Origin of the sequence: Lactobacillus sp. ESL0680 (assembly GCF_029392855.1) — a bacterium.
GTDB lineage: Bacteria > Bacillota > Bacilli > Lactobacillales > Lactobacillaceae > Lactobacillus.
Map to the genome: position 1 here is coordinate 1059900 of NZ_CP113945.1, position 12850 is coordinate 1072749.

The following is a 12850-nucleotide window of genomic DNA, read 5'->3' on the forward strand; positions in this document are numbered from 1 at the left end:
TATTTACTCCTAAAGCTCATGAACCGCGCGTTCTACAACCTCTTCTGGTGTACCTGACCATAATCTTTGGCCACCACTTTGTTCCTCTTTTTGTAAATGAATTAAAAATTCAATGTTGCCCTTACCGCCCTTAATTGGCGAATAATCAACATCAAGAACGTTGAAGCCAATCTTCAGCGCTTGTTCAATCGTATGCTCAATAACAGCGCAATGAACCGCATGGTCATGCACGATGCCATGTTTACCCACATTTTCAGGACCAGCTTCAAATTGAGGCTTAATTAGACAGACTGCATCACAACCATCTTTTAAGATGTCAAACATTGGCGGCATAATTAAATCCAACGAAATAAAGGAAACATCGGTCATCGCGAAGTCAGGCAATCCTTGGGTAAAATCTTCCGGCTTACTGTAACGAAAATTTTGCTTTTCCATGACGACAACACGATCATCATCCCGCAACTGCCACGCTAATTGGTTATAACCTACATCAAGTGCATACACCATTTGGGCACCATTTTGCAGTGCCACATCAGTAAAGCCACCAGTTGACGCACCAATATCCAAACAAATTTTATCTGTTAAATCAATCTGAAAAGACTTCAGGGCTTTTTCTAATTTAAAGCCGCCGCGTGAGACATACTTTTTGCCATCATCCTTAATGTAAAACTGTTCATCTTCGGGAAAGCTGGTCCCACTCTTATCAATTCGTTGGTGATTATGGTCGGACACTAGTCCCGCCATAATTGCTCGTTGCGCCTGCGTTCTTGAATGAAAAAGGCCCTGCTCTGCCAATAAAATATCTGCTCTTTTTTTCGTCATTTACAGCACCTTTTGGTATAAATCAAGAAAGCCGGCTAAAACATCACCATTCAGTCCGGTTAAGCTAGCTTGTGCATGCTCAATTAAACTAACTAATTCTTGCCGGCTTTGCTTAATTCCTAATAAGGTCAAAGTGTTGTTTTTGCCCTCTTCTTGATCCTTATGTGTTGCCTTACCGGCTTCCTCGCTGGTCTCAACAACATCAACTAAGTCATCATAAATTTGGTATGAACGGCCAAAATCATGCGCAAAGGTTAATAGCTGCTCTTTCTTATCCAAATCTGCTTTGGCATATGCGGCAGCCATTTCAACGCAAGCCAAAATAAGACAGCCTGTCTTTAGCCATTCCATTCGGTTAATGAAGTGCTCATCATCAGCAACACTAGCATTATTAGTTGAATCAATGTCCAGGTATTGTCCGCCAACCATACCGTTAGGGCCAACTGCCTGTGTAATAATCTTAACTAATTCAGCAGAATGGCTGCCTGATGCAATCCATTCAATTCCCATTGGCAATAATGCATCTCCAGCCAAAATCGCTTCGGCCTCGCCCCACTTTTTATGGCTCGTCAACTTGCCGCGGCGATAATCATCATTGTCCATTGCTGGCAAATCATCATGAATTAATGAATAAGTATGAATTAATTCAATCCCGCAGGCAATACGAATTTCTTGTTCACTAATTTCCTTATTCAAAGCGTCTAACGTTGCTAAAAAAAGCAGCGGCCGTAATCTTTTACCGCCAGCCATTACTGAATAAGTCATAATTTGGCTAATCTTTTGGTCGTCAACTTCGCTTGCCAAATGTTCAGTTAAATACTCATCAACAACTGGCGTCCATTTAGTTCTAAATTCTTTAAAAGTCATATTATTCCTCTGGTGCTGCTGCGTTATTCGGATCCAACTTATGTTCTGTTCCGTCACTATCAATTAACTTGGCAACTGTTTCTTCAGCCGCCGTCAATTTTTGGTTCAAATCACGGCTCAACTTAACTCCTGCTTGGAACTCCTTTAGAGCATCTTCTAGTGGGACATTGCCGTTTTCTAAATTTGCCACGATTTTTTGTAATTCCGTTAATTGCTCTTCAAAATTATTTTTCTTGGTTGCCATTATTTATTCTCCTGACTGACTTTACAATTGCCTTCGCATTACCATCTTTAAAGTGTAATTTGATTTCATCTTTTGCTTTAAGCTGTGTAACCGAACTAACAGTCTCTTCTTGAGCGTTAGTGGCATACACAAAGCCGCGATCTAATGTTTTTAAGGGACTATAATCATTTAATTGCTGGCCAATTTGCCCTAATTGGTGACGCTTTTCACGCAGCATACTCGTCATGTTAGCCTGCAATTTTTGATAATAAAAATCTTCCTGCTGCAGCATCTGCTTAATTCGACCAGTCGGTATTACTGCCGTCAACTTTTGGGTAGTAAGCTGGTATTTCTGCCGTGCCCATTCTAGTTGGTGCAGCATATTATTGTTTAAACGCTGCTTCAAAATGTCCAATGTTTGCGCTTGTTCATCATAAAGCCGAGTTGGCTCACGCATGATAACCGAATTATTGATGCGATTTAGGGCATCACGGCGAACCCGAATCACATTTTGCATGCTTGATAACAAACTACTTTGTAGCTGGTGAATATTTGCTAGTTCATCAGCTAGATTGGGGGTCGCGTATTCTGCAGCAGCCGTTGGCGTTGCTGCACGACTATCAGCCACTAAGTCACACAAGGTTGTGTCAGTCTCATGCCCAACTGAAGAAATCACCGGCATTGACATGGCATAAACTTGGCGAACAACTGCTTCTTCATTGAAGGGCCATAAATCTTCAAGTGAACCACCACCACGACCAATAATCAGCACATCATATTTGTCACCATACGATTCAATTTGCTTCATTGCCGCAACAAGAGAAGCTGCTGCTCGATCACCCTGAACTTGTGCCGGAAACAAATCAACTTCCGCGTGCGGAAAGCGCCGGTTGGCAGTTACTAAAATATCATGGATAACCGCACCCGATGCACTCGTAATTACAGCAATATGATCCGGAAAGTGCGGCAGGGCCCGTTTATGGTCTTGAGCAAACAAGCCTTCCTGAGCCAGCTTGGCTTGCAATTGCTGCAATTGCTCATACAGTGCCCCTAACCCAGCAGGCTCCATTGATTCAGCGTAAAATTGGTAGGAGCCTTGTGGCCCATAGACGCTAACATAACCGGTCACAAAGACCTTCATGCCTTCTTCTGGGCGAAATTTAACCTTATCAAAATATGACCGAAACATGACCACATTGATTTTAGATTTTTCATCTTTTAATGAAAAATATTGGTGCGAATTACGCCGAAAACGAAAATTTGATAGTTCACCTTGCAGAAAAACTTTATGTAAGTACGGGTCATTCTTAAATTTTTGCGTAATATAATAATTCAAATCCGTAACAGTAAGATATTGATTATCTGTCATGATTTCTCCTTGTTAATTTAACCACCTGTTCCATCAGTGATTCAACTGTTAGCGGACCAATGCCACCTGGAACTGGTGTAATATAACTGGCCTTAGGCGCAACTGTCTTAAAGTCAACGTCGCCGACAGTGTGGCCATTGACCTGGTTAATGCCAACATCAACGACAACAGCACCTGGTTTAATCATCTCAGAAGTCACTAGGTTAGCCTGGCCGGCTGCCGATACCAAAATATCTGCTCTCTTAGTATATTCGGAAAGGTTCTTAGTCTTCAAGTGCAAAATGGAAACTGTTGCATCTTGTTCCAGCATCAGGGCAGCTAAAGGCTTACCAACAATGCTGCTGCGGCCAATAATGACAACATTCTTACCCCGCAAATTAATTTGATAATGTTTTAATAATGCTAAAATGCCGTGGGCAGTTGCCGGCTCAACGAAATGATCGCCGCGCCATAACCGTCCTACATTACTTGGGGTTAAACAATCAACGTCTTTTTCAGGATTAATATGTTCCAGTGCCTCGTTTAAATCAATCTGCTCAGGGACTGGCAATTGGATCATAATACCGTTAATTCTTGAATCTTCATTTAGCTGGTCAATTAAGGCTAACAAGTCAGCCTGGCTTTCATTAGCCGGCAATTGGTAAATTCTTTGCGCAATTCCAATTTCTTGCGCACGCTTTTTCTTAGTTCGCAAATAAATCTTACTGCTTGGATCATCACCAATATTAATTACGCAAAATAATGGCTTAATTCCCTGCTCCTTTAAGTCGGCAACCTCTTCTTGCAGCTTACCGGCCAGTAAATCAGCTAATCCTTTACCATCCAGAATTTGCCCCATTAATAATTTCCTTTTCTATCAAAATAGCCGGCCTCACAGCCGACTATCAGTTATTTTTCAACAAAATTTGCCAAAACGCCATTAATAAATGGTTTAGTCTTAGGATCAGCAAATTCATCACATAAATTTAAAGCTTCATTTACTGCTGCCTTAGGCTCAATTTCATCACTATACTTGATTTCGTATAAGGCAACTTCCAGAATAGCAAGGGTAATTTGGTTAACCCGGTTAATCCGCCAGTTCTTCTTTAAGTGACTGGCAAGTTCACCTTTCAGCTCATCACGCTTAGTAATTATCCCCTCAATTAGAGTTTTCGAATAAGCAGAAAGTTCCTTCAAATCAAGCGCTGTAACAGCTTTAGCTTCAACATCTGCCGGCAGCATCTTGGCATCTTGATTAGCCAAATAAACCGCCTGCATCGCAACTCTACGACTCTCGTGTTGATTCATTTTTACTCTTTTCATCAATGTCGGAAAACAGTTCTGAAGTTTCACTGTCATCCTGGTATTCGTCCTCTGGGAAAACTAACCCGGTTACGTGAACGTTAATTTCTGTAAAGTCTAAGTCAGTCATTTGCTTAACTTGCTGCTGCAAAGTCGTTTGCAAAGCCATCGCAACTTTGGGCACATAACTACCTGCTTCAACGTTAATATAAACGTCAGCAATTAGGTTATTGTCCTCATCAAGACCAACTGATACGCCCTTACTGCGATCCTCACGTCCTAAAACCCGGTTAATCCCAGATCTGACACTGCCACGCATTCCGGCAACACCGTCAACTTTTTCGGCAGCAATGCCCATGATAACTTCAAGAACACTAGGATCAATTTCGATTTCTTCACCGTTATTTTTATCGTCTAAGACAATTTTTGAACTATCTGCCATTTTGTTTACCTCGAAAAAACTACTTATTTGCGCGAGATACGTATGTACCATCGGCTGTATTAATAGTTAAAACATCGCCTTCGTTAATGAAGAACGGTACGTTAACTACTAATCCAGTTTCCATAGTTGCTGGCTTACCACCACCGGAAGAAGTGTCACCCTTGATGTTAGGCTCTGTTTTAGCAACTGCCAAATCAACAGTGTTAGGAAGTTGAATTCCCAAAGTCTTACCATCGTGCATAATAACACTAACATCCATGTTTTCCTTCAGATAATTAGCTTCATCTGTAACTTGTTCGTTAGCAATAGCTAATTGGTCGTAAGTCGTGGTATCCATGAAAACATAACTTGAACCATCATTGTACAAGTATTGCATACTCTTGGTTTCAATTTCTGCAGTTTCTACCTTAGCAGTTGAACGGAAAGTGTTTTCTTGAACTGCACCTGTAGTCAAGCTCTTAAGCTTTGAACGAACAAAAGCACTACCCTTACCTGGCTTTACGTGTTGGAATTCAACAATGCGCCATAAGTCATTATTAAATTGAATGGTTAGGCCGTTCTTAAATTCGTTAACTGAAATCATTGTCATATTGAGTACCTCATCTCCATAATATATCTTACCAATTTGCGCATAATTTTACTATTAATAATATTTAAATTTACAAAGAAATTAATTCGTCTTTAGGCAATGTAGATAAGGTTTCTGGTATTTGATCGTGGACCAAGATATCATCTTCAATCCTGACGCCGCCTTTATTTGGCAAATAAATTCCGGGTTCGACAGTATGAACCATGTTGTTAATCAGCTTTTGCTTGCCAAATGGCAAGGCTGGCTGACACAATTCATGAATTTCTAAGCCAATGCCGTGGCCAATCCCATGACCAAAGTATTCACCATAACCCTGCTGCGTAATATAATCACGAGCTGCCTTGTCAACATCGCGGCCGTAATTGCCGGCAATGGCGGCCGCAATTCCACGTCTTTGTGCTTCATGCACAATATCGTAGATTTTGTGCATTTCACGGTCAACCTTACCTACTGACACAGTCCGCGTAATGTCTGCAGCATAGCCATGATAAAAGGCACCAAAGTCAACAACAACCATGTCGCCGTCTTCAATCATCTTGTCGCTGGCAACACCGTGTGCCCAAGCTGAACGCACACCAGAAGCGATGATAGTATCAAAACTTGGGCCATCACCGCCATTAACCTTAAACAAATAATCAAGTTTGGCACCAATGTTACGCTCAATTGCGCCGGGTTGAATTAACGGCAAGATCCCATTAAAACTATCCATTGAGATATTGATTGCCTGCCGCAAAGCCGCAAGTTCTAAGTCATCTTTAACATTGCGGACACGTTCAACTAATTCCTCACAAATGACAAATTCAATTTCTGGATTCAATTTTTGCAAGTTGGCAAATTCAACCGCTGAAACGAATTCGCCTTCAACTAAGACCTTTTTTAGATTAGCTTGCTTTAACTGCTTGCTAATTTCATCATCTTGACTGCCGCGCTTCATAATTACGGTTAATTCACCGGGAGCCTGCGACTTAATTTGACCAGCAAATCTTGAGTCCGACAATAAAATCCGGTCCCCTTCAGCTGTCAAAATCAGCTGTGCTTCTTCACCAGTAAAGTTGGTCAAGTAGCGATAGTTAGCTTGATTAAAGATTAATAAGCCGTCGGCGTCCTGCTCCTTAATCAGCTTGGCAACTTCTGCAATTCGTCTATTTAAAAGTGTTAATAATTGGTTTTGTTCGTCCATTGCTTGCCTCTTTTACGAAAAATACTTGCTTCTATTTTACCGCTAAAGATTCATGTTTGACTATCTATTTAAATATTAAATTATATAAAATTAAAAACGCATAAAAAAGACGAGAAGCACGTGCTTTTCGTCTTTTTCTTAAGAACTAAATTACTTAGCTTCTTCTTCGACTGGGATAACAGAAACTTGCTTTCTGTACTTGTCCAACCGTTCAAACTTGACAACACCGTTTACTAATGCAAATAAAGTGTCGTCGCCACCCTTACCAACATTTTGGCCTGGGTGAATGTGCGTACCACGTTGACGGTAAATAATAGTACCTGCGTGGATAGTTTGACCATCAGCAGCCTTAGCGCCTAAACGACGACCAGCTGAGTCACGACCGTTAGCAGTAGAACCTCCACCCTTGTGGTGGGCAAATAATTTAAGACCTAAAATATTCATATCATTTCACCTCTGAATTAAGCTTCAATTTTTTCAACTGTAACCTTAGTATAAGGTTGACGGTGACCATATTTTGAATGTGAGTGCTTCTTAGGCTTGTACTTGAAAGTTACAACTTTCTTTTCCTTGCCTTGCTTTTCAACTTTAGCAGTTACTTTAGCACCCTTAACTAATGGACTGCCGATTTTAACATCTTTGCCATCAGAAACAAGAACAACTTCATCAAAGGTAACTTCTTTGCCTTCTTCTACATCAAGCTTTTCTACAAAAATAGCGTCGCCTTCAGCAACTTTGTATTGCTTACCACCGGTTTTAATAATTGCGTACATTACTGCACCTCCAAAAAATACTTAGACTCGCCAATCGGGGTGCTTTTTTATAAAAGGCTTCTTACCCCGAAATGTGCGGTTGCAGATGTGGAGGTCTCCACAAATACAACTACTTTATGATACTCCCCTTAGGACAAGTTGGCAATAAAAAATTCTTGATTAGAGCTCTTACTTTAAGAAATTACTATCTTATATTTGCCACTTACCGCCGTGCACTTTGGCAATATTTTCGGTAATAATAAATGCTTCGCCGTCAATTGCGCGTACTTTGGCTACCAGCTGACCATATTCGTTAGGGTCGACAACAATTACTAATTGCTGCTTATCCTCGGCACTATAACCGCCGACAACATTATAAACAGTCAGGCCATCATAATCCTGTTGCAGCATTTGCTTAATCTGGGCGAGGTGATTATTACTCATAATTCGCACCTGATACTTTTTATCCAGACCCGTTTCAGTGTAACGCATCGTTATCGTCGTAATAATTTGTGAAAATGCCGCTAATAGAACCGCCTCAATGCCGTCAACGAAGATATTTAAAATAATAATTATCATATCAAGTGCCAGCAGTGTTATCGCTGGGTCAAGATAAAAATATTTTTTAAAAATTAACGGTGGAATCGTAGTCCCGCCAGCCGAAGCGTCAATTCGATACAGCATTGCCACACCAACACCCATTAAAATACCGCCATAAATAACAGCTAGCATATTATTACTGGTCAACTTAAAGCTGGGCGTTATTGCCATTAGAACTGGCAATAGTAAACTACCCAAAGCCACCTTTTTTAACGTTTCTTTACCTAAGAAGACTGTCGCCAAAATCAGCAGCAATGAGTTAACAACCAGAACCATTATTGAACGGTTAATCCCCCAAACGGCATCAACCAGTATCGCAATTCCCGTCGAGCCACCAGCCGCAATATTAATTGGTGCGTAAAAGAAGTTAATTGCAATCGTAATTATTTCTAATCCACCTAGGAAAAATACCCAGTACTGCCAGGTGTGTGTTTGTTTCTTAATTGTCATCTCATCTTCCTTCCAAAATAAAATCGTTGTTTCCTATTATAATAAGAAATAACGATTAGCTTCAAGAAATAAAGTGTTAATTTATTACAAAAATTAATATAAGATATGAGTAATTGAATTTTTTTACAATAGACTTGGGAAATTATAATGCAAACTGAACTAGAATACATGGTTAATTCAACTAAAGACAAACTTACTTTTTCTACTTTACAAATCGACTTTATGCTTAACAACATTGGCAACACTGATCCACATCTACGTGATGATATAATTTATACTTTATTTGCTCGCGGTTTTATAGAAAATAGTTTTACCAATCAGCAGCAAAAATTAATCGCTCAAAAATTCATTCAAGCCAACAATCTTTTTCAAGACATTAACCAACCTCAAGGAGATGCAATTTTTTTACGTTCTTTTAGTGCCCTCTTAGGTAACCTAATTCTAACTAAAGATACTCAGGAAAAGTTTCTAACTTCCAAACAACAAAATTTGCTTTTTAATTGGAGTATCCAATACCTAACTCAAGAAAAAGACTATCGCGGCTTTGTTCAAGGTAAAGGTTGGGCACATGCAATTGCACACGGTAGTGATTTCTTAGCTGCTACATTGTCACACCCTAATTTCAAGCCGCAAAACTTACAAGAAATTTTGCAGATTATTCCAAATATCCTAGCTAGTCTCACTCAGCCTTTAGTTGACGACGAAGAAGAACGCCTCGCTAATGCTTTTGCTCAAGGTATAAAAAACAACAAAATTGCTTTAATAAATTTTGTTAACCTAATTAAATCAGTAAGTGAAGAGTTAAAATCGAACTTAAACTCGCAAGAACAAATCAATTACTGGCGACTAAGTTCTTGGATAAAAATGTTGCATACATGGCTTTTCCTCATTCCTGAACAACCAATTATCCAGCAAACACTCATTCAAGAAATTAAGAAGTATTATCACAAAATGGGTTATAAACTATAACTTGTTAATTTTTATAGTTCACTTTAATAACAAAAAATCCTAGAGCTATTGCTCTAGGATTTAACACTAATTATTCTTCTGTCTCATATTTAATGGTTTGATTGCCCTCGTATGCAGGCAAACCCTTTGCAGCGCGGTACAATGCCCGCTCAAATGCTTGATAACCTTTGCTTGAACTGACTGCAAATTTAACATTATACTTGCTGGCAAATTCTCGAATATTCCACGTACTATCATGGGCGGCAAACGCGGTCACCAGAATCACAATATCTAAATCCTTAATTTGGTTTTCCATCATTTTTTTCTTGCCCTGAAAAGCATCTATTGGTATTGGAATTCCGTGATAACGATTAACAATACTTTCCAGCATTGCCTCATTCTGATTATCGCCAATAGCAATTCCCACACGCTGATAATGTAAGTCCAGCGCTAATTTGGTAATCGCAGTCTCATCTTGAACCGCCTTAACCTTTTTCTTTTTAACAGCAGGCTTAGATTTTGGTTGGTCAACTTGATAGACCCACCGCAATTGAATGGCATCGGCTGGATTCTTCTTCAAACGCACATCCCCGTCATACCAAGCTAAGTCCACAATTGAGCCGTCAACTAACCGAACATTGCTTTCTTGATATTGACTTGAATCAACTGGCAATAGCACTGACTTCCCCCGAATGCGCAATTTTTGTCCCTTGATATTGCGGCTAACCGATAAGTGCCCTGTTCGACCCTGGACAACGGCATATTTAAAGGTGGAAATTTTATCTACTTCTGTTGTTGGCAGCTTTTTAAAACCGACAACACGCAAAATCGTTGCTTCATAATTCGAATTACTGTCCTCAGGCACCGCTTCAACAATATCGCCGCTCTTTAAATTGAGCGAGTGAATTTGCGATTCCTTTAGGGTATAGACACGCTGATTATTATCATTAATCAAATCGCAGCCGCTAAGTAATCTAATTACCGTATACCGCTTGCCCTTACGATAATCACGCTTGGGCTTTTCCTTAGGTTGCATTGCCTGCTCAAAAATTTTCTTATTAATGACATCCTTCGTCGTGTTCGAAGCTTGGATTGCCTTTTCCAATTGACCTAAATTCTCACCATACTTACTGCCAACTTGAGGTGTAAAAGTCAACTGGTGAATTGCCGACAATGCCATATTCTTAGCTGCTGGATCACCTGGCGTAGCAATTAAGTCGGCTAACCCAGTCAAAAGCAGCTTAACTTGTTTAGTATCAACTTGTGGCTCACGCATAGGCTCAGGAGCAGCGGTATCGTCGGCTGCCATGCCCAATATCATCTTAATTGCAGCTAGACCATTACGCAGACTTTTGTCATCGCCAGCGGTATTATTTAAAATTCTTTTTAAATTATTACGGTAATCAAACATCTTTTTTCTCAACTTTTCTAATCTGATTGTTCTAGTATATACCAAATCAAAAAGCCCTAGCAGTTGCCAGAGCTTGCTAATTTATCTTATTTAAAAGGCACCGCCGCCTGAGCCGCCACCAAAGCCACCTGATGAACCACTAGAAAAGCCGCCAGACGAACCTGCACTTGATGATCCCATAGAAATTCCATGAGTAAAGCTTGAATTAAAATTTGTCACGAAACTATTATGACCACTACTGTAAAGCCAAAGATAAGTATTAAAACTGTTAGTAGCCAGTTCTTCTTGACTGAACTCAATTTGCAGTTCTTTTGCTACCTTAGCAGCCAAATCAAAAGCTACTGCATAAGGCATAATATCTGCCCATAAAATAATATCACCAACATTGCGCATTTTAAAATTACCAATATCAGACAACATTTTCTTAAAGCCACGGACTTTTTCTGTTTGCTCAGCACCTAAAGACGTATAAATTCCTATTTGTTCGTTAACCCGAAAGTAGGCAGCAATTCCTAATAAAATAACAATTACTTCACATGCAATTAATTGTAAAGTGAATTGCTGATAAACTATATTAGCAATCAATTCCAAAACAAAGCTAATAAATATCAGGGCAAGAATTACATAGCTAATCGCATCACGCTTTTTACGCAAATTACGATCAATATAGCCTTGAGTTTCAACTTTTTGGTACTCATCCTTGACCCAATCATCAAACTTAGAACCTAACTTCTTACTATGATATTTTTGCAAATCCTTAGTTGTAACTGACTGACCATCACCAACTTGAGTAAACAAAAACTGCAGTAATTCATTATCAGCTAAAATTTCATTGTTAAGAACGGTTATCCGATAATATGTCTTTCGGTGAACTTGATAATCCTTAATTGCCAGCTTTTTCTGACCCACAAGTTGCATTAAGTAAGCCGTAAACGCACGACTATCAGGCTTATGAGCGCTATCTAGAATTTGAGCAATAACCGGTGAAACTGTTGGAATTTCATAATTATGAGTTAAAGCCGGCATTTTTTTCGGGGTAACACCTTGTTTTTTAACACTAAAGCCCTTAATAATTGCAGCTAAGCCACTAATTAAACCTAACACAATCAATATCCAGTTAATTATCCGACCTCGCAGTCTCTTTTGATTTGCTTCATTAGCTAATTTAGCTTCTTGCCTTAATACTGCTTGACGATGCTGATGCTTAACAATATTTTCATTAGCCGCTGTTACTGACACCGGAAAAATCGTATGCACTTCAATCCCCGTCTTGCCATTCAGATTATCAGCAGTCATGATAATTTTACCCTGATTTGGTAAAACACGAATTGCGCCATTAAGCGATCCATGTGCCCATGCCTTTAATTGCTTTACCGGTCCTGGAAAAATCACGCTGGCCGTAACATGGTCTAAGTCAGTATCCCAATTATTGCCAATTATCATAAAATTAAGCTCAGCAGTATCTTGATAATTAGTAATTGCGTTGGTAATGCGATAATCATACGTTACTGTCAATTGATTATCTTCAGAAACAGGGTGATAAACTTTGAAGCGATCGCCTTCAGCAGTCTGCTTAACTGAATAATTTGTAGCAGCTTGCGGCTCTTCATTATTGTCCTGCACAGCAATATGAAGGTCTTTAATTTCTTGATGCTTAGCTAAATTTTGCTGGTAATACACGCCATGAACATCATCATTAAAGTCATAGGTGATCTGCCGCTTCATTATAAGTGAACCATCGGGTTTGACCCATGCTGTTGCCACAACCTTGGTTATGTCATAGGCTTCTTCAGCCTTAACTTGTTGGTTTAGCGTCACTCCCAGAATAACTAACTCAACCAGCAGCAATAATTTAAATAATTTGTGCTTCATCAGCTTCTCCTATATAGTTATATATCCTTTAATTATAAATGAAA

15 protein-coding genes and 1 other annotated feature are annotated in these 12850 nt (G+C 39.5%); of the genes, 1 reads left to right on the forward strand and 14 read right to left on the reverse strand.

All coding sequences use genetic code 11. The annotated features are described in order from the left end of the window. Positions 1-9: 9 nt before the first annotated feature. From OZX58_RS05100 to OZX58_RS05155, 12 genes are all read right to left on the reverse strand, one after another. Complete coding sequence (locus tag OZX58_RS05100; protein WP_277140526.1) at positions 10-822, reverse strand: TlyA family RNA methyltransferase; 813 nt, start codon at positions 820-822, stop codon at positions 10-12. Further along, positions 823-1689, reverse strand: a complete 867-nt coding sequence (locus tag OZX58_RS05105) for a polyprenyl synthetase family protein (protein WP_277140527.1) — start codon at positions 1687-1689, stop codon at positions 823-825. A 1-nt stretch (position 1690) separates the two neighbouring features. Continuing rightward, on the reverse strand, positions 1691-1933 hold the full coding sequence (locus OZX58_RS05110) for an exodeoxyribonuclease VII small subunit (protein WP_277129460.1): 243 nt from the start codon (positions 1931-1933) through the stop codon (positions 1691-1693). Then, positions 1914-3281 carry an exodeoxyribonuclease VII large subunit gene (gene xseA, locus OZX58_RS05115; protein ID WP_277140528.1) on the reverse strand — a complete coding sequence of 456 codons (1368 nt, stop codon included), beginning with the start codon at positions 3279-3281 and terminating at the stop codon, positions 1914-1916. The genes OZX58_RS05110 and xseA overlap by 20 nt, the downstream gene beginning before the upstream one ends. Next, positions 3271-4119 carry a tetrahydrofolate dehydrogenase/cyclohydrolase catalytic domain-containing protein gene (locus tag OZX58_RS05120; RefSeq protein WP_277140529.1) on the reverse strand — a complete coding sequence of 283 codons (849 nt, stop codon included), beginning with the start codon at positions 4117-4119 and terminating at the stop codon, positions 3271-3273. Before OZX58_RS05120 ends, xseA begins: the two co-directional genes overlap by 11 nt. Before the next feature lie 50 nt (positions 4120-4169). Continuing rightward, positions 4170-4568, reverse strand: a complete 399-nt coding sequence (gene nusB, locus OZX58_RS05125) for a transcription antitermination factor NusB (RefSeq protein ID WP_277129457.1) — start codon at positions 4566-4568, stop codon at positions 4170-4172. Continuing rightward, positions 4546-5004: an Asp23/Gls24 family envelope stress response protein gene (locus OZX58_RS05130; protein WP_277129456.1), complete on the reverse strand. Its 459-nt coding sequence runs from the start codon at positions 5002-5004 to the stop codon at positions 4546-4548. The genes nusB and OZX58_RS05130 overlap by 23 nt, the downstream gene beginning before the upstream one ends. A gap of 19 nt (positions 5005-5023) precedes the next feature. Next, on the reverse strand, positions 5024-5593 hold the full coding sequence (efp, locus tag OZX58_RS05135) for an elongation factor P (RefSeq protein WP_277129455.1): 570 nt from the start codon (positions 5591-5593) through the stop codon (positions 5024-5026). Between the two features lie 70 nt (positions 5594-5663). Continuing rightward, positions 5664-6773: a Xaa-Pro peptidase family protein gene (locus OZX58_RS05140; RefSeq protein ID WP_277140530.1), complete on the reverse strand. Its 1110-nt coding sequence runs from the start codon at positions 6771-6773 to the stop codon at positions 5664-5666. A gap of 150 nt (positions 6774-6923) precedes the next feature. Beyond that, positions 6924-7217, reverse strand: coding sequence for a 50S ribosomal protein L27 (gene rpmA, locus OZX58_RS05145; RefSeq protein ID WP_277129453.1), 294 nt, complete (start codon positions 7215-7217; stop codon positions 6924-6926). A 17-nt stretch (positions 7218-7234) separates the two neighbouring features. Continuing rightward, entirely contained in the window at positions 7235-7546 is a 312-nt protein-coding gene (rplU, locus tag OZX58_RS05150) for a 50S ribosomal protein L21 (protein ID WP_277129452.1), read from the reverse strand. A 13-nt stretch (positions 7547-7559) separates the two neighbouring features. Next, positions 7560-7637 (reverse strand) — a sequence feature (ribosomal protein L21 leader region). Between the two features lie 98 nt (positions 7638-7735). Beyond that, positions 7736-8575, reverse strand: a complete 840-nt coding sequence (locus OZX58_RS05155) for a YitT family protein (protein ID WP_277140531.1) — start codon at positions 8573-8575, stop codon at positions 7736-7738. A 147-nt stretch (positions 8576-8722) separates the two neighbouring features. On the opposite strand from OZX58_RS05155, the gene OZX58_RS05160 reads away from it, so the two are divergent. Beyond that, complete coding sequence (locus OZX58_RS05160) at positions 8723-9544, forward strand: DUF2785 domain-containing protein (RefSeq protein ID WP_277140532.1); 822 nt, start codon at positions 8723-8725, stop codon at positions 9542-9544. 70 nt (positions 9545-9614) lie between these two features. Here OZX58_RS05160 and OZX58_RS05165 read toward each other — a convergent pair whose 3' ends face one another. Beyond that, a complete protein-coding gene (locus OZX58_RS05165; RefSeq protein ID WP_277140533.1) occupies positions 9615-10934 on the reverse strand; it encodes a DUF2325 domain-containing protein in 1320 nt (439 codons plus the stop codon). Between the two features lie 90 nt (positions 10935-11024). Continuing rightward, positions 11025-12806: a DUF2207 domain-containing protein gene (locus OZX58_RS05170; protein WP_277140534.1), complete on the reverse strand. Its 1782-nt coding sequence runs from the start codon at positions 12804-12806 to the stop codon at positions 11025-11027. Between the last annotated feature and the right edge of the window lie 44 nt (positions 12807-12850).